Source organism: Streptomyces sp. NPDC059166 (assembly GCF_042755185.1).
GTDB lineage: Bacteria > Actinomycetota > Actinomycetes > Streptomycetales > Streptomycetaceae > Streptomyces.
This window is the reverse complement of sequence record NZ_JBHZCI010000002.1, coordinates 269,608-291,526: the sequence shown is the minus strand read 5'-3', so window position 1 is coordinate 291,526 and position 21,919 is coordinate 269,608. Positions and strand designations below refer to the sequence as shown.

Sequence of the window (21,919 nt, the reverse complement as noted above, 5' to 3'; positions counted from 1 at the left end):
CAGGTGGATACGTGACGAATCTGATGCCCAACGCCGCCGGAGAGCCGTCCCTCGGTGGAGGCCTCGGTGACCAGGTCTACAGCCGACTGCTCGGCGAGCGCATCATCTTCCTCGGTCAGCAGGTCGACGATGACATCGCCAACAAGATCACCGCGCAGCTCCTGCTCCTTGCCGCCGACCCGGACAAGGACATCTACCTCTACATCAACAGCCCCGGCGGTTCGGTGACCGCGGGCATGGCCGTCTACGACACCATGCAGTACATCCCGAACGACGTGGTCACCATCGGTATGGGCATGGCGGCCTCGATGGGCCAGTTCCTGCTCACCGGCGGCACGGCGGGCAAGCGCTTCGCGCTCCCGAACACCGACATCCTCATGCACCAGGGTTCGGCCGGCATCGGCGGTACGGCCTCGGACATCAAGATCCAGGCGCAGTACCTGCTCCGTACGAAGACCCGGATGGCCGAGATCACCGCCCACCACTCCGGCCAGACCGTGGAGACGATCATCCGCGACGGCGACCGCGACCGCTGGTACACCGCCGAGGAGGCCAAGGACTACGGCCTCATCGACGAGATCATCACGGTGGCTTCGGGCATCCCGGGCGGCGGCGGCACCGGCGCCTGATCCGGGCGTGCACCACCCCGCACCCTCTCGTACGCCGAGACCTCCAGCCCACAGCAAAGCCACCAGGATGGTGAACACCCACATGAACAACTTCCCCGGCGCCTCCGCGAGCGGCCTCTACACCGGCCCGCAGGTGGACAACCGCTACGTCGTCCCGCGCTTCGTCGAGCGCACCTCGCAGGGTGTGCGCGAGTACGACCCGTACGCGAAGCTCTTCGAGGAGCGCGTGATCTTCCTCGGCGTCCAGATCGACGACGCCTCGGCCAACGACGTCATGGCGCAGCTGCTCTGCCTGGAGTCGATGGACCCGGACCGCGACATCTCGATCTACATCAACAGCCCGGGCGGCTCGTTCACCGCGCTCACCGCGATCTACGACACGATGCAGTTCGTGAAGCCGGACATCCAGACGGTCTGCATGGGCCAGGCCGCCTCCGCCGCCGCCGTCCTGCTGGCCGCCGGTACGCCGGGCAAGCGCATGGCCCTCCCGCACGCCCGCGTGCTGATCCACCAGCCGTCCTCGCAGACCGGCCGTGAGCAGCTCTCCGACCTGGAGATCGCGGCCAACGAGATCCTGCGGATGCGCACCCAGCTCGAGGAGATGCTGGCCAAGCACTCGACCACCCCGCTGGAGAAGATCCGCGAGGACATCGAGCGCGACAAGATCCTCACCGCCGACGACGCACTCGCGTACGGTCTGGTGGACCAGATCGTCTCCACCCGGAAGACCACCGCCGGCGCGTCCGTCTGACGTCGGACTTCCCCTTGGCACATTCCGTCCGCACGGCCCCGGCCGTGTGAACCGTGCCAAGGGGGGCCCGAACGGGGGGTCAGGCAAGGTACCGTCGGATAGAGGCACCAGGAGCCGCTGAACCAGGCTGCTCCCAGGCGAAGGGGAAGCACCTCGTGGCACGCATCGGTGATGGCGGCGACCTGCTCAAGTGCTCGTTCTGCGGAAAGAGCCAGAAGCAGGTGAAGAAGCTCATCGCGGGACCCGGTGTGTACATCTGCGACGAGTGCATCGATCTCTGCAACGAGATCATCGAGGAGGAGCTCGCCGAGACCTCCGAGGTGCGGTGGGAGGAGCTCCCCAAGCCGCGCGAGATCTACGAGTTCCTCGAGGGGTACGTCGTCGGGCAGGAGCCCGCGAAGAAGGCCCTCTCGGTCGCTGTGTACAACCACTACAAGCGGGTCCAGGCCGGCGAGAACGGCGGCGGCGCGAACCGCGACGACGCCATCGAGCTCGCCAAGTCCAACATCCTGCTGCTGGGCCCCACGGGCTCCGGCAAGACACTGCTCGCCCAGACGCTGGCGCGCATGCTCAACGTCCCGTTCGCCATCGCAGACGCGACGGCGCTGACGGAGGCGGGATACGTCGGCGAGGACGTCGAGAACATCCTGCTGAAGCTGATCCAGGCCGCCGACTACGACGTCAAGAAGGCCGAGACGGGGATCATCTACATCGACGAGATCGACAAGGTCGCCCGCAAGAGCGAGAACCCGTCGATCACCCGCGACGTCTCCGGCGAGGGCGTCCAGCAGGCCCTGCTGAAGATCCTGGAGGGCACCACCGCCTCCGTGCCGCCGCAGGGCGGACGGAAGCACCCGCACCAGGAGTTCATCCAGATCGACACGACGAACGTCCTGTTCATCGTGGGCGGCGCCTTCTCGGGCCTGGAGAAGATCATCGAGTCGCGGGCCGGAGCCAAGGGCATCGGCTTCGGCGCCACGATCCGTTCCAAGCTGGAGATCCAGGCGAGCGACCAGTTCCAGGAGGTCATGCCGGAGGACCTGGTGAAGTTCGGGATGATCCCGGAGTTCATCGGCCGTCTCCCCGTGCTGACCTCGGTCCACAACCTGGACCGCGAGGCGCTGCTGCAGATCCTGGTCGAGCCGCGCAACGCCCTGGTGAAGCAGTACCAGCGCCTGTTCGAACTCGACGGCGTGGAGCTGGACTTCGAGCGTGAGGCCCTCGAAGCCATCGCGGACCAGGCGATCCTCCGCCAGACGGGCGCGCGCGGTCTGCGCGCCATCATGGAGGAGGTCCTCCAGTCGGTGATGTACGAGGTCCCGTCCCGCAAGGACGTGGCCCGCGTGGTCATCACCCCGGACGTCGTCCGCGACAACGTCAACCCGACGCTGGTCCCGCGCGAGCCGCGCACGATCGGCAAGAACGACGGCGGCCGCCACGAGAAGTCCGCGTAGCGGCGGCGACGAACGAAGCGCACGCGAAGGGGCGCCCGGCCGACGGCCGGGCGCCCCTTCGGCGTTGGGGATCAGACCTTGGTGCGTGAGGTGTTGTAGAGCTTGGCGGCGAGGGTCGCCACCTCGTCCTGCGACATCGGCTTGTTGGTCATCGCTCCGCCGACGTCGAATCCGACGACGGCGGCCACGGTGCTGTAGTCGGCCCAGATGCAGACCGGCATGACCATTTCCTTCGGGCCGCCGGCTGTCGTGCCGTCCGCCTTGTCGTTGATGGTCTTCAGGTTCTGGCACTTCATCAGAGCGCCCTCGAAGCCCTCGGGTGTGACGGCCTCCGGGCTGCCGACCAGCGAGGTCTTGGAGTCGTTCTCCTCCTTGGCCATGCTGAGCTTGGCCTGGGCGAACATGCCGTCCAGGGCCTTCTCCGGATCGGAGATCTCGCCCCAGTTGCCGTACAGCATGAGCATCTTGGCCAGGAGAGGGTTCTTCGCGAGGTCACCGCTCACGTACTGGGCCTTGGCCTGGTGGGGGTCCTTGATGCCGAGCGCCTCGGCTTCGGCCTTCTCCTTGCTCGTCGGTGCGTCCGAGGTGGAGGACTTGCCGGTGTCCTGCTTGTATTCCCCCACCGACGCCGCCGGCGTGAGCTTGTACCCCTTGGTGGAGTCCGCGACGTCGCCGTTGCCGCCGCCCGAGGTCAGGAAGTACACCCCGCCCGCGACCACGGCCAGCGCCACCACGGCCGCGCCGATGATCAGGCCGGTCTTCTTCTTCGGGGCGCCCGGCTGCGGCGGCATCCCCGGGTAGCCCTGCGGCCCGCCGTACGGCGGCGCGGGCGGCTGCTGGCCGTACGGGCCCGGCTGCTGGCCCTGCGGGTAGCCGTAGCCCGGCTGCGGGGGCTGCTGCTGCGGCGGGACGCCCTGGGGGGCCTGCTGCGGGTATCCGTAGCCGGGCTGCCCTTGCGGCGGGCCCTGGGGCGGCTGCCCGTACGGGCCGGGCTGCTGGCCGTAAGGCCCCGGCTGCTGGCCGTACGGTCCGGGCTGGCCCTGCGGCGGCTGGCCGCCGTACGGGCCCGGCTGGTTGTAACTCATGGCGCTGTCCCCTCCGGATGTTTATCTGTTCCGAACATCCTGACGGAAGCGGTGCCCGAGTAGGGCACCAGGGCACACACCGTTACCCAACAAACCGGTTTCAGTGCACGACTGTGACGCCCCTAAACTGTCTGCCGTGACCGAGAACGCAGCGCAGCAGCCAGCCAGCACCCCCGAACTGCCGACCCAGTACGCGCCGGCCGATGTAGAGGGGAAGCTGTACGAGCGCTGGGTAGAGCGCGGTTACTTCACGGCGGACCCGGAGAGCGAGAAGCCGCCGTACACGATCGTCATCCCGCCGCCGAACGTCACCGGCTCCCTGCACCTGGGCCACGCCTTCCAGCACACGCTGATGGACGCCCTCACCCGCCGCAAGCGCATGCAGGGCTTCGAGGCGCTCTGGCTCCCCGGCATGGACCACGCCGGCATCGCCACCCAGAACAAGGTCGAGCAGCAGCTCGCCGAGGAGGGCAAGTCCCGCCACGACCTGGGGCGCGAGGAATTCATCGAGCGCGTCTGGCGGTGGAAGGAGGAGTACGGCGGCAAGATCCTCGGCCAGATGCGCCGCCTCGGTGACGGCGTCGACTGGTCCCGTGAGCGCTTTACCATGGACGAAGGGCTGTCCGCCGCCGTCCAGACGATCTTCAAGCGGCTCCACGACGACGAGCTGATCTACCGCGCCGAGCGCATCATCAACTGGTGCCCCCGCTGCCTCACCGCGATCTCCGACATCGAGGTCGACTACCAGGACGACGACGGCGAGCTCGTCTCCATCCGGTACGGCGAGGGCGAGGAGACGCTGGTCGTCGCCACCACCCGCGCCGAGACGATGCTCGGTGACACCGCGGTCGCCGTCCACCCGGACGACGCGCGCTACACGCACCTCATCGGCAAGCGGATCAAGCTGCCGCTCACCGACCGCACCATCCCGGTCGTCGCCGACCACCACGTCGACCCGGAGTTCGGCACCGGAGCCGTCAAGGTCACCCCGGCCCACGACCCCAACGACTTCGCCATCGGCCAGCGTCACAGCCTGGAATCGATGACGGTCATGGACGAGCGCGGAGTCATCACCGTCGCCGGCCCGTTCGAAGGACTGGACCGCTTCGAGGCGCGTTCCGCCATCGTCGGCGCGCTGCGCGAGCAGGGCCGGATCGTCGCGGAGAAGCGCCCGTACGTCCACTCGGTCGGCCACTGCTCCCGCTGCCACACCACTGTCGAGCCCCGGCTCTCCCTCCAGTGGTGGGTCAAGGTCGAGACCCTCGCCAAGGCCGCCGGCGACGCGGTCCGCGACGGCCGGGTCGCGATCCACCCCAAGGAGATGGAGAAGCGGTACTTCGACTGGGTCGACAACCTCAACGACTGGTGCATCTCGCGCCAGCTCTGGTGGGGCCACCGCATCCCGGTCTGGTACGGCCCCGAGGGAGAGGTCGTCTGCGTCGGCCCCGACGAGCAGCCGCCCACCGGCGAGGGCTGGACCCAGGACACCGACGTCCTGGACACCTGGTTCTCCTCCGGCCTCTGGCCGTTCTCCACGCTCGGCTGGCCCGAGGAGACCCCGGACCTCAAGAAGTTCTATCCGACCGACGTCCTGCTCACCGGCCACGACATCATCTTCTTCTGGGTCGCCCGGATGATGATGTTCGGCCTGTACGTCATGGACGGCGAGGCCCCGTTCAAGACCATCGCCCTCACCGGGCTGGTCCGTGACGAGCGCGGCAAGAAGATGTCGAAGTCCTTCGGCAACGTCGTCGACCCGCTGGACTGGATGGAGAAGTACGGCTCCGACGCCGTCCGCTTCACCCTGGCCAAGGGCGCCAACCCCGGCACCGACGTCCCGATCGGCGAGGACTGGGTCCAGGCATCCCGCAACTTCGCCAACAAGATCTGGAACGCCACCCGCTTCGCCATGATGAACGGCGCGACGGTGGAGGGCGAGCTTCCGCCCGTCGAGCAGCTGTCGGCCACCGACCGGTGGATCCTGTCCCGGCTGAACAAGACGGTCGCCGCCGCCGACGCCTTCTACGACGACTTCCAGTTCGCCAAGCTCAGCGACTCGCTCTACCACTTCGCCTGGGACGAGGTCTTCGACTGGTACGTCGAGCTCTCCAAGACGACGTTCTTCGCCGGCGGAGAGCAGGCCGGGGTCTCCGCCCGGGTCCTCGGTGAGGTCCTGGACGTCACCCTCCGCCTGCTCCACCCGATCGTCCCGTTCGTCACCGAGCAGCTGTGGACGACCCTCACCGGCCAGGAGTCCGTCGTCGTCGCGGACTGGCCCAAGGACTCGGGCTTCCGCGACGAGGCCGCCGAGCAGGAGATCGAGCTGGTCCAGCAGGTCGTCACCGAGGTCCGGCGCTTCCGCTCCGACCAGGGCCTGCAGCCCGGCCAGAAGGTCCCGGCCGAGCTGACCCTCACCGGTACGGCACTCGCCCCGCACGAGGCGGCCATCCGCCAGCTGCTGCGCCTGCAGCCGGCCGGCGAGGGCTTCCACGCCACGGCCACACTGCCGGTCGCGGGCGCCAGGGTCGCCCTCGACCTCTCCGGCACCATCGACGTCGAGGCCGAGCGCAAGCGCCTCACGAAGGACCTGGGCGCCGCCGAGAAGGAGAAGGCCCAGGCCACGGGGAAGCTCGGCAACGAGGCGTTCCTCGCCAAGGCCCCGGACAACGTGGTCGACAAGATCCGCGGCCGGCTCGCCAAGGCTGAGGCCGACATCGAGCGGATCTCCGCCCAGCTGGCGAACCTGCCACAGGGCTGATCCCCTGGCAGCGGAGCCCCCGCGCCCCCGACCGACCGGGAGCGCGGGGGCTCCGCCGTACCCGGCACACGGGGCGCGCGGGGGCTCCGCCGTACCGGCCGGCCCCGGAGTGCCGGGCTCCGCCTGACCCGGCCGGGCACGGCAGCGGGCGCTGCACGCGATGCCGGTGCCCATCCGTAGACTGGCCCTGTGAGTGAGCCCCGCCCTTCAGACCGGCACGACGCGTCCGACCCCGACGACACCTTCTCGGAGATCGTCGACGAAGAGACCCAGCGCGACCCCGACCTGGCGGTGATCGAGGCCGGGAGCCGCACGCTGCGCACCCAGTCGGGTCCGCCCCAGGGCGAAGCGGTCCCCTCCCGCCCCGCCGACCCGGAGACCGACCGCGCGCTGCGTGCCGTCGAGGACGAGCTCGCCGGGCGCTGGGGCGAGACCAAGCTCGAACCCTCGGTGACCCGCATCGCCGCCCTGATGGACGTACTGGGGGAGCCCCAGCGGGCCTATCCCTCGATCCACATCACGGGGACGAACGGCAAGACCAGCACGGCCCGCATGGTCGAGGCCCTGCTCGGCGCCTTCGAGCTCCGTACCGGCCGCTACACCTCGCCGCACGTCCAGTCGATCACCGAGCGGATCAGCCTGGACGGCACCCCGATCGAGGCCGAGCGCTTCATCGAGACGTACGAGGACATCAAGCCGTACGTCGAGATGGTCGACGCCCAGCAGGAGTACCGGCTCTCCTTCTTCGAGGTCATGACCGGCATGGCGTACGCGGCGTTCGCCGACGCCCCGGTCGACGTCGCGGTGGTCGAGGTCGGCATGGGCGGCACCTGGGACGCGACGAACGTCATCGACGCCTCCGTCGCCGTCGTCACCCCCATCTCGCTGGACCACACCGACCGCCTCGGCTCCACCGCCGCCGAGATCGCCGGCGAGAAGTCCGGCATCGTCAAGCAGGGCGCCACGGTGATCCTCGCCCAGCAGCCGGTCGACGCCGCGCAGGTCATGCTCAAGAAGGCCGTGGAGGTCGACGCCACGGTGGCCCGTGAGGGCATGGAGTTCGGCATCGTCTCGCGCGAGATCGCGGTCGGCGGACAGTTGCTGACCCTGCGCGGCCTCGGCGGCGAGTACGACAACATCTTCCTGCCGCTCTACGGCGCACACCAGGCGCACAACGCGGCCGTCGCACTCGCCGCGGTCGAGGCGTTCTTCGGCATCGGTGCCGAGCAGGCCCGCAGCCTCGACGTCGAGGTGGTCCGCAAGGCCTTCCTCTCGGTCCTCTCCCCGGGGCGGCTGGAGGTCGTCCGCTCCAGCCCGACCGTCGTCCTCGACGCGGCCCACAACCCGGCCGGCGCGGCCGCCACGGCCGAGGGGATCTCCGAGGCGTTCAGCTTCTCCCGGCTGATCGGGGTCGTCGGCGCCAGCGACGGCAAGGACGTCCGGGGGCTCCTGGAAGCCTTCGAGCCGATCTTCGCCGAAGTCGTCGTCACCCAGAACTCCACCGCTCGCGCCATGGACGCGGACGCCCTCGCCGCGGTCGCCGTCGAGGTCTTCGGCCAGGACCGCGTCCAGGTCGAGCCGCGCCTCGACGACGCTCTGGAGGCGGCCATCACCCTCGCGGAGGAAGAGGCCGAATACGCGGGCGCCGGAGTCCTGGTGACCGGATCCGTGATCACGGTCGGCGAGGCCCGGCTGCTGCTGGGAAGGCGCTGACTGTGCGTACGCTCTGTGCATCGACGCTGATCGGTGAGTTCTTCGTGATCGGCTTCGCCGGTCTCGTGGCGATGAAGTCCGACGACCTGTCCATGGGCACGGTCTGGACGGTCTGCGGCATCGGGATGCTGCTCTCCGTACTGCTCTGCGGTGTGATCACCCGGCCCGGTGGCGTGTACGCCGGCTGGGTGCTCCAGATCGCGCTGGTGCTCAGCGGGTTCTTCGTTCCGATGATGTTCATCCTGGGTGTGGTCTTCGGTGCCCTGTGGTGGGCCTCGGTCCACTACGGTCGCCGGATCGACGAAGCCAAGGCTCGCTGGGCGGCCCTGGCCGAGGAGCAGGAGAGCGCCGAGGCTCCGGCCCAGGGATGACTCTGCGTGAGCCCGGTCGCAGTGCCGTGCCCACGCCCCTGTAATCTCGCCCTCACCCGCACCGAAGAGCCCGCAAGGAGCCGCACATGACTCAGCGCACCCTCGTCCTTCTCAAGCCCGACGCCGTACGGCGTGGGCTGATCGGCGAGATCGTCGGCCGCATCGAACGCAAGGCCGGCTGGACGATCACCGCGCTGGAGCTGCGCACGCTCGACCAGGGGACCCTGGAGCAGCACTACGGCGAGCACAAGGGCCGCCCGTTCTACGAGCCCCTCGTCGAGTTCATGGCGTCCGGCCCCGTCGTCGCTCTGGTGGCCGAAGGTGAGCGGGTGATCGAGGGCGTCCGCGCGCTGGCCGGGCCCACCGACCCGATCGCCGCCGCCCCGGGCTCGATCCGCGGCGACTTCGGCACGATCACCAGGGAGAACCTCATCCACGCCTCGGACTCCGAGGAGTCCGCGGAGCGAGAACTCAAGCTTTTCTTCCCCGGGCTCTCCTGACTTCGGCTCCGCCAATCAGCGCTCATGACCTGGGGCGACCGAAGTAATTCGGTCGCCCTTCGGCATAGGGTCCCGTGATGCGGGAACGCATCCCTCCGACGTAACGTCACCATGGGTGGAACGGGCAACCGTTCCGCTCGTCAGGCGCAGGACCCTCGCGCTGTGTCCGTGAGTACGGCACTACGATGGAAGCTTCCACGCCCGCAGCGCCAGCCCTCGCCTACCTGGAACAAGCCATTCTTCGCTTCTCGGGAAGGCCCGACGCATCCTCATGGGGAACAAGGGGAACTCAATGTCGTTCATCGGCCGTGACATGGCTATCGACCTCGGGACTGCCAACACGCTGGTGTACGTCAGGGGGCGCGGCATCGTTCTGAACGAGCCGTCCGTCGTGGCCATCAACACCAACACCGGCGGAATCCTGGCGGTCGGAGCCGAGGCCAAGAAGATGATCGGCCGCACACCGGGCAACATCGTTGCCGTGCGGCCCCTGAAGGACGGTGTGATCGCCGACTTCGAGATCACGGAGCGCATGCTCCGCTACTTCATCCTCAAGATCCACAAGCGCCGCTACCTGGCCCGCCCGCGGGTCGTCGTCTGCGTGCCCTCCGGTATCACAGGGGTCGAGCGACGCGCCGTCATCGAGGCGTCCACGCAGGCCGGCGCCCGCCAGGTGCACATCATCGAGGAGCCCATGGCCGCGGCCATCGGCTCCGGTCTGCCGGTCCACGAGGCCACCGGGAACATGGTCGTCGACATCGGTGGCGGCACCACCGAGGTCGCGGTGATCTCGCTCGGCGGAATCGTCACTGCCCAGTCCATCCGGGTCGCCGGCGACGAACTGGACAACGCGATCATCCAGCACATCAAGAAGGAGTACTCCCTCCTCCTCGGTGAGCGCACCGCCGAACAGATCAAGATCACGATCGGCTCGGCCTACGACATGGAGAAGGACGAGCACACCGAGATCCGCGGACGCGACCTGGTCTCGGGCCTGCCCAAGACAGTCGTCATCTCCGCCGGCGAGGTCCGCAAGGCCATCGAGGAACCGGTCAACGCGATCGTCGACGCCGTGAAGACGACGCTCGACAAGTGCCCGCCGGAGCTCTCGGGCGACGTCATGGACCGCGGCATCGTCCTCACCGGCGGCGGCGCGCTCCTGCGCGGGCTCGACGAACGGCTCCGCCACGAGACGGGCATGCCGATCCACATCGCCGAGGACCCGCTGGACTCCGTGGCACTCGGATCCGGCAAGTGCGTCGAGGAGTTCGAGGCGCTCCAGCAGGTGCTGGACGCGCAGCCCCGACGATAGACACGATGTTCCGCCGTACGGGCACTGCCGTCCCGTACGGCGGAACGTTGGTATACAGGCACGAACATTCCGACGAGGAAGGCACGGCCGCCGCACGTGAGGGACACACGAGAGAGCCGGCTGCTCCTGGTGCTGCTGATCGCCATCGCATTCGCCCTGATCACGGTCGACATCCGCGGTGGCGAGGAGTCACCGGTGGACGGGGCCCGGCAGGTCGCCGCCACGGCCTTCGGGCCGGTCGAGAACGGCGTCGCGGCCGCGGTGGACCCGGTGGGCAACGCCATCGGTGCCGTCCGCGACTCCGGTGACCGCCACGACCGGATCGCAGCCCTGGAGCACGAGAACGCCGAGCTGAAGACCAAGCTGGGCAGCGACGACCGCAACGCGAGCAAGGTACGCCAGCTCGACACGATGCTCAGGAGCGCCGGGGCAGGCCAGTACGGCATCAAGGCCGCCCAGGTCGTCGCCATAGGAGCGGCCCAGGGCTTCTCCTGGACCATCACCATCGACGCGGGCGCGAACGACGGCCTGAAGCGCGACATGACCGTACTCAACGGCGACGGACTCGTCGGCCGGGTCACGACCGTCGGGCCGAACACCGCGACCGTACTGCTGGCCAACGACCCCGACTTCACCGTCGGCACCCGTCTGGAGAAGACCGACGAGCTCGGCTTCGCCACCGGACAGGGATCCCGTTCGCTCGCCGTCCAGTTCCTCAACGGCAAGGCGGACGTGAAGAAGGGCGACCGGCTGGTCACCTTCGGCTCCAGCAAGGACAAGCCCTTCGTCCCCGGAGTGCCGGTCGGCCAGGTCGTCCGCGTCGACCCGTCCGGCGGAGACCTCACACGGACGGTCTACGTCCAGCCCTTCGTCGGCTTCACCAAGCTCGACATCGTCGGGGTCGTCGTCCAGGCGCCCCGGGAGGACCCTCGCGACATGGTCCTGCCCGCACAGCCCAAGAAGCCCGAGAAGCCCAAGCCCACTCCGACGGTCACCGTCACCGTCCAGCCCAACGGCGACCTCGTCGACGCCGAGGGGAAGGTCGTGGGGAACATCAACGAGAAACCCGACGCGTCCGGCTCACCGGACGCGGCCGGCGACGCCGACCCCGCCGCGGGTGACGCGGCGAACGAGCAGGAATAGAGCTGATCCCCATGCGCATCAACAGGACTCTGCTCTCCATCGCGCTGGTCGTCGTCGCCCTCGTCATCCAGGTGTCGGTCCTCGCCCGGCTCCAGCTCCCCGGTGCCACCCCCGACCTGCTGCTCCTCGTCGTGGTCGGGCTCGCGTTCGTCTACGGGCCCGTCAGCGGAACCCTCATCGGCTTCGGAGCGGGCCTCCTCGCGGACCTCGCGCCGCCCGCGGACCACGCCGCCGGCCGCTACGCCCTCGTGCTGTGCGTCATCGGCTACCTCGCCGGCCTCGCACGCCCCGAGAACGGCCAGCTCAAGTCGGCGTTCACCCCGATGGCCTTCGTCGTCGCGGCCGCCATCGGATCGACGCTGCTCTACGCGGGCGTGGGCGCCCTCGTCGGAGACACGGCCGCCCGTCACGTGGGCCTCGGCAGCCTGTTGTTCACCGCCGCGGTGTACGACCTCCTGCTGGCACCGTTCACGGTCCCGCTGATCATGGCGCTGGCCAGACGTACGGAGAACGACCCGGTCGCCGACAGTTCCGGCAGCGGCGACGTCGCCGCCGGCTGGCTGGCCACCGGCACCGGGCTGCGGATCGGCAGCCAGCGGGGCGCCATGCGCCTGAGGGCGGCGCGCGGCCGCGCCGCACGGGCGGGAAGGATCAAGGGGGTCAAGCGACTGTGAGACTGCGTTCTTCCGGGGGCGAGCCCCGTACTCCCGGCCGACCGACCACCACCGGGGGCGCCCAGTGAGCAACATTCCGGAGACCGGACGGACCCAGCGGGTCCGGATCCGGCTCGTCGTCATCCAGGTCCTCGTCTTCTCCCTGCTGCTCACCCTCGGCGGGCGGCTCTGGTACCTCCAGATCCGCAACGGCCAGGAGTACACCGACGAGGCGAAGAACAACCACGTACAGCAGGTCGTGCAGCCCGCCGTCCGGGGATCCATCCTCGACGCGCGAGGGGTGCCCCTCGCCGACAACGAGACCCGGCTCGTCGTGTCCGCCAGCCGCACCGAGCTGATGAAGATGAAGGACGACGGGGTGGCCGTCCTCACCCGGCTGGCCGACGTCCTCGACATGAAGCCCAAGGACGTCCAGGACAAGGTCCGGCTCTGCGACGCCAAGACCCCGCAGCCCTGCTGGAACGGATCGCCCTACCAGCCGATCCCCGTCACCGACGAGGCCACCACCCAGCAGGCCCTCACGATCCGTGAGCGCGCGGAGGACTTCCCCGGCATCACCGCCGAACCCACCGCCGTACGCCGCTACGCCTCGCCCGGCAAAGCCAACACCGCTCAGGTCCTCGGCTACCTCTCACCGGTCACCGACGAAGAGGTCACCAAGGCGCAGGACACCGACTCGCCCTACCTCCGCTCCGACCAGGTCGGCCGGTCCGGGCTGGAGCGCACGTACGACAAGGAACTCCGCGGCAAGGCCGGCGTCACCCGCTACGAGGTCGACAACCTCGGCCGTGTCATCGGCCAGGCGCAGAACGACGAGGCCGAACCAGGCGCGAGCATCGTCACCTCCATCGACGCCCGCGTGCAGGCCGTCGCCGAGTACGAGCTGAACAAGGCGATGGAGACGGCCCGCAAGGAGATGGACCGCAACACCAACGAGCTCTACAAGGCCGACTCCGGCGCCGTCGTCGTCATGGAGGCCAAGACCGGACGCGTCGTGTCCATGGCCTCCCTGCCGAACTACGATCCCAACGCCTGGATCGGCGGCATCTCTGCCAAGGACTACGCCAAGCTCACCGGCAAGAAGTCGAACTTCCCGCTGCTGAACCGGGCCATCCAGGGCACCGCGGCACCGGGCTCGATCTTCAAGGTCGTCTCCTCGACCGCCGCGGTCAATGCCGGGTACCCCTTCAACGGCAACTACCCGTGCCCCAGCTCCTATTCCATCGGCGGACAGGTCTTCAAGAACTTCGAGTCGCAGGGCTACGGCAGCATCTCCATCGGCCGGGCCCTGGAGGTCTCCTGCGACACCGTCTACTACGGCCTCGCGCACAAGGAGTGGGCCAAGGACGGCGGCAACAACCCGAAGAAGAACCCGAAGGACTACTTCTACAAGACCGCCCACCAGTTCGGCCTCGGCAAGGAGACCGGCATCGACCTCCCCAACGAGGTCCCCGGCCGCGTCCCCGACCGCCAGTGGAAGCAGGACTTCTACGACGCCAACAAGGCGTCCTGGTGCAAGCAGGGCAAGAAGGACGGCACGTACGTCGAGAAGATCGCGTACGAAGGCTGCATCGAGGGCAACAAGATGCGCGCCGGTGACTCCGTCAACTACTCGATCGGTCAGGGCGACACCCTCGTCACCCCGATCCAGATGGCGACCATCTACGCCGCGATCTCCAACGGCGGCACCCTGTACGACCCGACCGTCGGCAAGGCGATCGTCAGCGGCGACGGGAAGACGGTCCAGGAGATCGCGCCCAAGTCCCACGGCAAGCTGCCCTTCAAGGGAGACACGCGCGACGACATAGACGAAGCCCTCGCGGGTGTCGCGACCCGGGGCAGCGCCGCCTGGCGATTCGGCGGATGGCCCCAGGACAAGATCCCGATGCACGCCAAGACGGGCACGGCCGAGGTCTACGGCAAGCAGACGACCTCCTGGTTCGCCACGTACACCAAGGACTACTCGATCGTCATGACGATCTCCCAGGGTGGTACGGGTTCGGGTGCCTCCGGCCCCGCCGTGCGCAACATCTACAACGCGCTCTACGGGCTCGACGCCAGTGGCAAGCAGAACCTCAAGAAGGCCCTGCTCCCCACGCCCCAGAAGACGCTGCCCAAGATCAAGCCGGACGGCCAGATCGTGTCCCCGAAGATCAAGCCGTACACCCCGGAGCCGCCCGCCGAGGACGGCACCCAGGCACTCGCCGGCGCCCTCCCCGTCACCGTGGGGAGGCGTGACTGATGGCAGGTTTCTCCATCCCGCGCTACGGCCCCGAGAAGCGCTCCCTCTGGATCAGGCTCACCGCCCGCGACTCCGTCGTGCGCCGGCTGGACTGGCCGCTGCTGGGATCGGCCGTCGCGCTGTCCTTCATCGGTTCGCTCCTGGTCTGGTCGGCGACCCGTGGCCGTGAGTCGCTCACCCACGGCGATCCGTACTACTTCCTTTTCCGGCACGTCCTGAACACCGGCATCGGCCTCGCGCTGATGATCGGCACGATCTGGCTCGGACACCGCACCCTCAGGGGAGCGGTGCCCGTGCTGTACGGCATCTCCGTCCTGCTCGTACTGGCGGTCCTCACCCCGCTCGGCGCCACCGTCAACGGCGCGCACGCCTGGATCATCATCGGCGGCGGCTTCTCGCTCCAGCCCTCCGAGTTCACCAAGATCACGATCATCCTGGGCATGGCGATGCTGCTCGCCGCCCGCGTCGACGCGGGCGACCAGCTCCACCCCGACCACCGGACCGTCGCCAAGGCCCTCGGCCTCGCCTCCGTCCCGATGGCGGTCGTCATGCTGATGCCCGACCTCGGCTCCGTCATGGTCATGGCCGTCATCGTGCTCGGGGTGCTCCTCGCCTCCGGAGCGTCCAACCGCTGGATCTTCGGCCTGCTCGGCACCGGCGCGGCGGGGGCACTCGCCGTCTGGCAGCTCGGAGTTCTCGACGACTACCAGATCGCGCGCTTCGCGGCCTTCGCCAACCCCGCGCTCGACCCGGCCGGCGTCGGCTACAACACCAACCAGGCCCGCATCGCCATCGGCTCCGGCGGTCTCACCGGAACCGGGCTCTTCAACGGCTCCCAGACCACCGGGCAGTTCGTTCCCGAGCAGCAGACCGACTTCGTGTTCACCGTGGCGGGCGAGGAACTCGGCTTCCTCGGAGCCGGGCTCATCATCGTGCTCCTGGGGGTCGTACTGTGGCGCGCCTGCCGCATCGCCCGTGAGACCACCGAGCTCTACGGCACGGTCGTGGCCGCCGGGATCATCGCCTGGTTCGCCTTCCAGGCCTTCGAGAACATCGGGATGACCCTCGGGATCATGCCGGTCGCGGGGCTCCCGCTGCCGTTCGTCTCGTACGGCGGATCGTCGATGTTCGCCGTCTGGGTGGCCATCGGACTCCTCCAGTCCATCCGTGTCCAGCGACCGATGTCGGCCTGAACCGACCGCCCTCACCCTGCATATCCGGGCCCGTCCCGGATAGGTTCGGTGTATGGCGGACTCGAAGCACGAGGTCGAGCGGAAGTACGAAGCGACTCCCGAGACCCGGCTGCCCGACCTGACCCGGGCGGCCGGCGTCTCGTCCGTCGTCCACCGCGGCCTCACCGAACTCGACGCCGTCTACTACGACACCGAGGACCTCCGCCTCGCCGCGCACCACCTCACCCTGCGCCGCAGGACGGGCGGGGAGGACGCCGGGTGGCACCTCAAACTCCCCGTCTCCGCCGACGTCCGCGAAGAGATCCGGGCCCCACTCGCCGACACGCTTCCCGCCGAGATCGGCCGGCTCCTCCGCTCCCGGGTACGCGACGCCCCGGTGATCCCCGTCGTGCGGATCCTCTCCGCCCGGGACGTCCACCACCTCCTCGACCAGGACGGCGCCCTGCTCGCCGAGGTGAGCATCGACGAGGTCCTCGCCGAACGCCTCACCGACGACGGCCGGGGCACCACCTCCGCCTGGACCGAGCTGGAGGTGGAACTCGCCGACGACCAGGACCCCGCGCTCCTCGACGCCGTCGAGAGACGGCTCCGCAAGGCGGGCGTCCGGCCCTCGGCCGCACCCTCCAAGCTCTCCCGCGCCCTGTCCGAGACCTCCCCCGGGAAAGGGCTCTCCCGGAAGAAGGAGAGGAAGGCCGCCCCGCACACCGCCGGTGACCATGTGCTGGCCTATGCGGCCCGCCAGGTCGCGGCGATCGTCGAGCTCGACCCCGCCGTGCGCCGGGAGCTCCCCGACAGCGTGCACCGCATGCGGGTCGCCACCCGCAGACTGCGCAGCGCCCTTCGGACCTACCGGAAGATCCTCGACCGGACGGTCACGGACCCGCTGCGCGACGAGCTGAAGTGGCTCGCTGCGGAACTCGGCATCGACCGCGACAGGGAGGTGCTCGAAGCCCGCCTCCACTCCCGCGTGGCCGGGCTCCCCGTACCGCTGGTCCTCGGACCGGTGCGGGCCCGGCTGGAGCTCGCCTTCGAGGCGCGTCATGCCGGGGCGCGGCTCCACGTCGACTCCGTACTCGACTCGGACCGCTACCTGGCCCTCCTCGACTCCCTCGACGCCCTCCTCGCCGATCCGCCCCTGCTCCCTGCCGCAGCACGGGAACCGGGCGAAGCGCTGCCGCGCGCGGTGCTCAAGGACTACGACCGCCTTGCCGCACGCGTCGGGCACGCCCTGGAGCTCGGTCCGGGAGAGGAACGCGACGTGGCCATGCACGAGGCGCGCAAGGCGGCCAAGCGCGTCCGCTACGCCGCTGAGGCGGCCAGGCCGGCCCTGGGGAAGCCCGCGAAGAAGTTCGCCAGAAGGATGAAGTCGGTGCAGTCGGTCCTCGGTGACCACCAGGACAGCGTCGTCGCCCGGGACGCCCTGCGCACCCTCGCCGTCCAGGCCCACGGTGTGGGGGAGTCCGCCTTCACCTGGGGACTCCTCTACGGCCAGGAGGAAACGGCGGCCGCCGCACGGGAGCGCGAGCTGCCCGAGGTGTGGGACCGGGCCTCCCGCCCAGGACTGCGAGCGGCACTGAAAGGCTGAGCGGCGGGTTACGCTTGATGGTCACCCCTGCCAGCTACGAAGGTCCACAGATGTCTGCCGAGTCGGTCTTCCCGCAGCTCGAAGCTCTGCTCCCGCACGTGCAGAAGCCCATCCAGTACGTCGGCGGTGAGCTGAACTCCACCGTCAAGCCGTGGGACGAATGCGACGTCCGCTGGGCACTCATGTACCCGGACGCCTACGAGGTCGGGCTCCCCAACCAGGGCGTCATGATCCTCTACGAGGTACTCAACGAGCGCCAGGGCGTCCTCGCGGAGCGCACGTACAGCGTGTGGCCCGACCTCGAGGAGCTGATGCGCGAGCACAAGGTTCCGCAGTTCACCGTGGACAGCCACCGGCCCGTCGGCGCGTTCGACGTGTTCGGCCTCAGCTTCTCCACCGAGCTCGGCTACACCAACATGCTCACGGCCCTGGACCTCGCGGGCATCCCGCTGGAGTCCAAGGACCGCACCGTCGACCACCCGATCGTGCTGGCGGGCGGCCACGCCGCGTTCAACCCCGAGCCGATCGCGGACTTCATCGACTGCGCGGTCATCGGCGACGGCGAGCAGGCCGTCCTGGAGATCACCGAGATCATCCGCGCCTGGAAGGCCGAGGGCCGCCCGGGCGGCCGCGAGGAGGTGCTCTTCCGTCTCGCGAGGACCGGCGGCGTGTACGTCCCCGGCTTCTACGACGTCGAGTACCTGCCCGACGGCCGCATCGGCCGCGTCGTGCCCAACAAGTCGGGTGTCCCGTGGCGCGTGTCCAAGCACACCGTCATGGACCTCGACGAGTGGCCGTACCCCAAGCAGCCCCTCGTCCCCCTCGCCGAGACCGTCCACGAGCGGATGTCCGTCGAGATCTTCCGCGGCTGCACCCGCGGCTGCCGTTTCTGCCAGGCCGGCATGATCACGCGCCCCGTGCGGGAGCGAAGCATCACCGGCATCGGCGAGATGGTCGACAAGGGTCTCAAGGCGACGGGCTTCGAGGAGGTCGGCCTCCTGTCGCTGTCCTCCGCCGACCACACCGAGATCGGTGACATCGCCAAGGGGCTCGCCGACCGGTACACCGACGACAAGATCGGCCTCTCGCTGCCCTCCACCCGCGTCGACGCGTTCAACGTGGACCTGGCCAACGAGCTGACCCGCAACGGCCGCAGGTCCGGCCTCACCTTCGCCCCCGAGGGCGGCTCCGAGCGCATGCGCAAGGTCATCAACAAGATGGTCTCGGAGGAGGACCTGATCCGCACGGTCGCCACCGCCTACGGCAACGGCTGGCGCCAGGTCAAGCTGTACTTCATGTGCGGCCTGCCCACCGAGACCGACGAGGACGTCCTCCAGATCGGCGACATGGCGGTCAACGTGATCGCCAAGGGCCGCGAGGTCTCCGGCCAGAACGACATCCGCTGCACCGTCTCCATCGGCGGGTTCGTGCCCAAGCCGCACACCCCCTTCCAGTGGGCCCCGCAGCTGAGCGCCGAGGACACCGACGCCCGGCTGAAGAAGCTCCGGGACAAGATCCGCGACGACAAGAAGTACGGCCGCTCGATCGGCTTCCGCTACCACGACGGCAAGCCCGGCATCGTCGAGGGCCTGCTCTCCCGCGGCGACCGGCGCGTCGGCTCCGTCATCCGCGAGGTCTACGAGTCCGGCGGCCGGTTCGACGGCTGGCGCGAGCACTTCAGCTACGACCTCTGGATGCGGAGCGCCGAGAAGACGCTCCCCGGATTCGGCGTCGACGTCGACTGGTACACCACCCGTGAGCGGACGTACGAGGAGGTCCTGCCCTGGGACCACCTGGACTCCGGCCTCGACAAGGACTGGCTGTGGGAGGACTGGCAGGACGCGCTCGACGAGACCGAGGTCGAGGACTGCCGCTGGACGCCCTGCTTCGACTGCGGGGTCTGCCCCCAGCTCGACCTCGACATCCAGATCGGCCCCACCGGCAAGAAGCTCCTGCCGCTGACCGTCGTGAAGTAGTCCCGTCCGGGTGACGGACCCGCGACGAACGCCCGGCCGGGAAACCCCCGGCCGGGCGTTTCGCGTCCTTCACGGCATGGACCTCGACAAGCAGGCCGGCGCCCCGGCGCCGTACACAGGCGGCGAAGGCTGTCTGACGGTGATGATCAGGATCCCGGTGCGGATCGTCGTCCTGCTCCTCGTCCTCCCGCTGCGGATGCTCCGGGACGTCCTCGTCGTGTGCGGCGGTGTCCTGGAACGCGTCCTGCTGCGCCCCCTGTGGAGGGCGCTCACCTGGATCCACCGGTGGTTGCTCGTCCCGGCCGGGCGCGCGCTCGGGTGGCTTGCCAGGGCCCTCCTGTACTGGCCCTGGGTGGCGCTGTGGCGTCATGTCGTCGTCCCCTTCGTCCGCCACTGCGTGGTCGCGCCGCTGTCGTGGCTCCACCGGGCCGTCCTCACCCCCCTCGGCCAGGGGCTGCGGTGGGTCTGGCAGCGGCTGCTCGTACCGGCGGCCGCCGGGCTGGTCACCGTGCTCCTGGTGCGGCCGGCGATCGCGGCGTGGCGGTACGTCCTGCGACCGCTCGGCCTCGCCGCCGGGTGGCTCGCCGTGCACCTGCTGGTACCGCCCGTCCGATGGGTGTACCGGTACGTGCTCACCCCGGTGGGGCACTTCGCCGCGTGGACGGCCGACCTCGTCGCACGCACCCTCACCGCCACCGCTCGGGGGCTGTGGGCAGCTGCCGTGTGGCTGTTCACGACACTTCTCGTGCAGCCTCTGCTGTGGGTGTGGCGACGGGTCCTGGTACCGCTGGGACGCGAGTTCGCCGAGGCCGTCGGCATGGCCTGGCGGATCGCCGGCCACCTCTCCCGCGCTGTCGGCCGCGCCCTGGCCTGGCTGGCGTGGCACCTGATCGGGGCGCCGGTGACCTGGGCCTACCGCTCGCTGTGCACCCCGGTGGGGCACTTCGTACGCGACGCGGTGTGGGCGCCCGTGAAACGAGTGGCGCTGGAGGCGGGCCGGGCGGCAGGTGCGGCCCTGGCGTCCGCACGGGAGGGCCTGCGGGCGGCGCGCCGTGACGCCTGGCGGGCCCTGGTGGGATCGTCGCAGGTCAAGGAGGCGCGGGAACTCGGAGGGTCCGCGGCGCGTACCCTGGGTAGGACAACGACTGTCCCCAGTGCGGCGCCCGCACCTGAGATCTCTCCGCTCGACGGCAAAACCGTCGGACGGGGGTGAGCCGGAGCGGCACCCCGGGGCACCACGTACTTCGTGGGCGGCACGCCACCGCGGCCGCCCCGCACCGAGGAGAAGAACCACTGGGCAAGCGACAGCCCGAAGGCCCGCCGCCCGCACCGGCGGTGCAGCGCATCAGACTGCGCTACACCAAGCGGGGCCGCCTCCGGTTCACCAGTCACAGAGACTTCCAGCGCGCCTTCGAGCGGGCGCTGCGCCGCTCCGAGGTCCCCATGGCCTACTCGGCCGGGTTCACCCCCCACCCCAAGGTGTCGTACGCCAACGCCGCCCCCACGGGTACGGGCAGTGAGGCCGAGTTCCTGGAGATCGCCCTCACCGAGGCGCGGGACCCGGCGGTCCTGCGCGAACTGCTCGACGCCTCCATGCCCGACGGCCTCGACGTCGTCGACGCGGTCGAGGCCCGCACCTCCGGCCTCGCCGACCGGCTGACCGCCTCCGTGTGGGAGATGCGGCTGGACGGCGTGGCCGTGCAGGACGCGGAGAGGGCAGTCGCCGCCTTCCTGGCGGCTGACACCGTCGAGGTCCAGCGGCGCGCGAAGAACGGCATCCGCACCTTCGACGCCCGGCCCGCCGTCGTCGGTCTCGAAGCACATGATCCACAGCCTGATAGGTCCGGGGACAGGCCCTGTGCGATACTGCGCCTGGTAGTGCGGCACGTGACACCTGCTGTACGACCCGACGACGTCCTGTCCGGTCTCCGAGCTGTGGCCGACCTAACGCCGCCGGTCCCCGCAGCGGTGACCAGGCTGGCGCAGGGGCTCTTCGACGAGGAGTCCGGCACGGTGACCGACCCGCTCGCGCCCGACCGCGAGGCAGCCCCGGCCGATACCACGGCCGAACCGGCCGCCGCCGCGACGGCGCCGGAAGGTGCAGGTTCCGCGTAAGGCGGTCGTTGTAGCGCAGCCCTCGGACCCGGGAGCCACCTGGGTCGGGCCGCGCACCGCCCCATAAGACTTTCGCCAGGCCGTGCGTCACGCGTACGGAACCGGCGAGCCAGACACAAGCTCCCGTGCGGCGCCCGCGCCCCGGACGGCGGTATCGCGCTCATCACGCGAATCACGCCGGACCGGACCCAGACGCGGCGCCCGGGAGCGCGACGGGAGAACCGCCCGCATGCACGAGCCGAACGAACCCGGTACGACCGGGAACACAGAAGACAACAACGCCCCCGGGGACAAGCTGCCGCCGCGCCGCCGGCGCCGCGCCGCCTCCCGCCCCGCCGGTCCGCCGTCGGGCGCACCGGGTACGGCGACCGCACAGGACGCCGCGCAGGCCGAGACGGCCGCGTCCGCGGTGACCCCG

At 69.6% G+C, this 21,919-nt stretch carries 18 protein-coding genes; 17 read left to right on the top strand and 1 reads right to left on the bottom strand.

The genetic code is table 11. The features are described 5' to 3' along the window. Window positions 1-23 precede the first annotated feature (23 nt). From ACFXOA_RS02690 to clpX, 3 genes are all read left to right on the top strand, one after another. Window positions 24-629 (top strand): ATP-dependent Clp protease proteolytic subunit, encoded by a 606-nt coding sequence (locus ACFXOA_RS02690; protein WP_362556446.1) that lies wholly within the window; start codon window positions 24-26, stop codon window positions 627-629. Between the two features lie 67 nt (window positions 630-696). Further along, window positions 697-1,380, top strand: a complete 684-nt coding sequence (locus ACFXOA_RS02685; RefSeq protein WP_385021371.1) for an ATP-dependent Clp protease proteolytic subunit — start codon at window positions 697-699, stop codon at window positions 1,378-1,380. A 155-nt stretch (window positions 1,381-1,535) separates the two neighbouring features. After that, on the top strand, window positions 1,536-2,834 hold the full coding sequence (gene clpX, locus ACFXOA_RS02680; protein ID WP_362556444.1) for an ATP-dependent Clp protease ATP-binding subunit ClpX: 1,299 nt from the start codon (window positions 1,536-1,538) through the stop codon (window positions 2,832-2,834). 71 nt (window positions 2,835-2,905) lie between these two features. Here clpX and ACFXOA_RS02675 read toward each other — a convergent pair whose 3' ends face one another. Next, window positions 2,906-3,919: a hypothetical protein gene (locus ACFXOA_RS02675; protein WP_385021368.1), complete on the bottom strand. Its 1,014-nt coding sequence runs from the start codon at window positions 3,917-3,919 to the stop codon at window positions 2,906-2,908. Window positions 3,920-4,055: 136 nt separating this feature from the next. Between ACFXOA_RS02675 and ACFXOA_RS02670 the strand changes: the two genes are divergently transcribed. The 14 genes from ACFXOA_RS02670 to ACFXOA_RS02605 all read left to right on the top strand — a co-directional run. After that, the gene (locus ACFXOA_RS02670) at window positions 4,056-6,677 is read left to right on the top strand and encodes a valine--tRNA ligase (protein ID WP_385021365.1); all 2,622 of its coding nucleotides are present in this window, start codon (window positions 4,056-4,058) and stop codon (window positions 6,675-6,677) included. A 189-nt stretch (window positions 6,678-6,866) separates the two neighbouring features. Next, entirely contained in the window at window positions 6,867-8,390 is a 1,524-nt protein-coding gene (locus ACFXOA_RS02665) for a bifunctional folylpolyglutamate synthase/dihydrofolate synthase (RefSeq protein WP_385021362.1), read from the top strand. Window positions 8,391-8,392: 2 nt separating this feature from the next. Beyond that, a complete protein-coding gene (locus tag ACFXOA_RS02660) occupies window positions 8,393-8,761 on the top strand; it encodes a DUF4233 domain-containing protein (protein ID WP_385021359.1) in 369 nt (122 codons plus the stop codon). 86 nt (window positions 8,762-8,847) lie between these two features. Continuing rightward, window positions 8,848-9,261 (top strand): nucleoside-diphosphate kinase, encoded by a 414-nt coding sequence (gene ndk, locus ACFXOA_RS02655; RefSeq protein WP_356534733.1) that lies wholly within the window; start codon window positions 8,848-8,850, stop codon window positions 9,259-9,261. Window positions 9,262-9,553: 292 nt separating this feature from the next. Beyond that, on the top strand, window positions 9,554-10,573 hold the full coding sequence (locus ACFXOA_RS02650) for a rod shape-determining protein (RefSeq protein WP_362549220.1): 1,020 nt from the start codon (window positions 9,554-9,556) through the stop codon (window positions 10,571-10,573). Between the two features lie 96 nt (window positions 10,574-10,669). Beyond that, window positions 10,670-11,716 (top strand): rod shape-determining protein MreC, encoded by a 1,047-nt coding sequence (mreC, locus tag ACFXOA_RS02645; RefSeq protein ID WP_385021354.1) that lies wholly within the window; start codon window positions 10,670-10,672, stop codon window positions 11,714-11,716. A gap of 11 nt (window positions 11,717-11,727) precedes the next feature. Beyond that, window positions 11,728-12,390 carry a rod shape-determining protein MreD gene (gene mreD, locus ACFXOA_RS02640; RefSeq protein WP_385021351.1) on the top strand — a complete coding sequence of 221 codons (663 nt, stop codon included), beginning with the start codon at window positions 11,728-11,730 and terminating at the stop codon, window positions 12,388-12,390. A gap of 64 nt (window positions 12,391-12,454) precedes the next feature. Further along, entirely contained in the window at window positions 12,455-14,632 is a 2,178-nt protein-coding gene (gene mrdA, locus ACFXOA_RS02635; protein ID WP_385021348.1) for a penicillin-binding protein 2, read from the top strand. Further along, the gene (gene rodA, locus ACFXOA_RS02630; RefSeq protein ID WP_385021345.1) at window positions 14,632-15,825 is read left to right on the top strand and encodes a rod shape-determining protein RodA; all 1,194 of its coding nucleotides are present in this window, start codon (window positions 14,632-14,634) and stop codon (window positions 15,823-15,825) included. Before mrdA ends, rodA begins: the two co-directional genes overlap by 1 nt. Window positions 15,826-15,877: 52 nt before the next feature. Further along, entirely contained in the window at window positions 15,878-17,410 is a 1,533-nt protein-coding gene (locus tag ACFXOA_RS02625) for a CHAD domain-containing protein (protein ID WP_385021342.1), read from the top strand. Between the two features lie 50 nt (window positions 17,411-17,460). Beyond that, window positions 17,461-19,386, top strand: a complete 1,926-nt coding sequence (locus tag ACFXOA_RS02620) for a TIGR03960 family B12-binding radical SAM protein (RefSeq protein WP_385021339.1) — start codon at window positions 17,461-17,463, stop codon at window positions 19,384-19,386. A gap of 76 nt (window positions 19,387-19,462) precedes the next feature. Beyond that, window positions 19,463-20,599 (top strand): hypothetical protein, encoded by a 1,137-nt coding sequence (locus ACFXOA_RS02615; RefSeq protein ID WP_385021336.1) that lies wholly within the window; start codon window positions 19,463-19,465, stop codon window positions 20,597-20,599. 122 nt (window positions 20,600-20,721) lie between these two features. After that, window positions 20,722-21,501 carry a TIGR03936 family radical SAM-associated protein gene (locus ACFXOA_RS02610; protein ID WP_385021333.1) on the top strand — a complete coding sequence of 260 codons (780 nt, stop codon included), beginning with the start codon at window positions 20,722-20,724 and terminating at the stop codon, window positions 21,499-21,501. A 229-nt stretch (window positions 21,502-21,730) separates the two neighbouring features. Then, the coding region (locus ACFXOA_RS02605; RefSeq protein ID WP_385021330.1) for a hypothetical protein at window positions 21,731-21,919 on the top strand (189 nt) is incomplete at its 3' end.

Excerpts from the sequence above, each read along its gene's own strand:
- ACFXOA_RS02685 (WP_385021371.1), top strand. The coding sequence starts at position 697 with ATGGTGAACACCCACATGAACAACTTCCCCGGCGCCTCCGCGAGCGGC.
- ACFXOA_RS02650 (WP_362549220.1), top strand. The coding sequence starts at position 9,554 with ATGTCGTTCATCGGCCGTGACATGGCTATCGACCTCGGGACTGCCAAC.
- ACFXOA_RS02625 (WP_385021342.1), top strand. The coding sequence starts at position 15,878 with ATGGCGGACTCGAAGCACGAGGTCGAGCGGAAGTACGAAGCGACTCCC.
- ACFXOA_RS02615 (WP_385021336.1), top strand. The coding sequence starts at position 19,463 with ATGGACCTCGACAAGCAGGCCGGCGCCCCGGCGCCGTACACAGGCGGC.
- ACFXOA_RS02675 (WP_385021368.1), bottom strand. The coding sequence starts at position 3,919 with ATGAGTTACAACCAGCCGGGCCCGTACGGCGGCCAGCCGCCGCAGGGC.
- ACFXOA_RS02690 (WP_362556446.1), top strand. The coding sequence starts at position 24 with ATGCCCAACGCCGCCGGAGAGCCGTCCCTCGGTGGAGGCCTCGGTGAC.
- ndk (WP_356534733.1), top strand. The coding sequence starts at position 8,848 with ATGACTCAGCGCACCCTCGTCCTTCTCAAGCCCGACGCCGTACGGCGT.
- mreD (WP_385021351.1), top strand. The coding sequence starts at position 11,728 with ATGCGCATCAACAGGACTCTGCTCTCCATCGCGCTGGTCGTCGTCGCC.
- rodA (WP_385021345.1), top strand. The coding sequence starts at position 14,632 with ATGGCAGGTTTCTCCATCCCGCGCTACGGCCCCGAGAAGCGCTCCCTC.
- ACFXOA_RS02620 (WP_385021339.1), top strand. The coding sequence starts at position 17,461 with ATGTCTGCCGAGTCGGTCTTCCCGCAGCTCGAAGCTCTGCTCCCGCAC.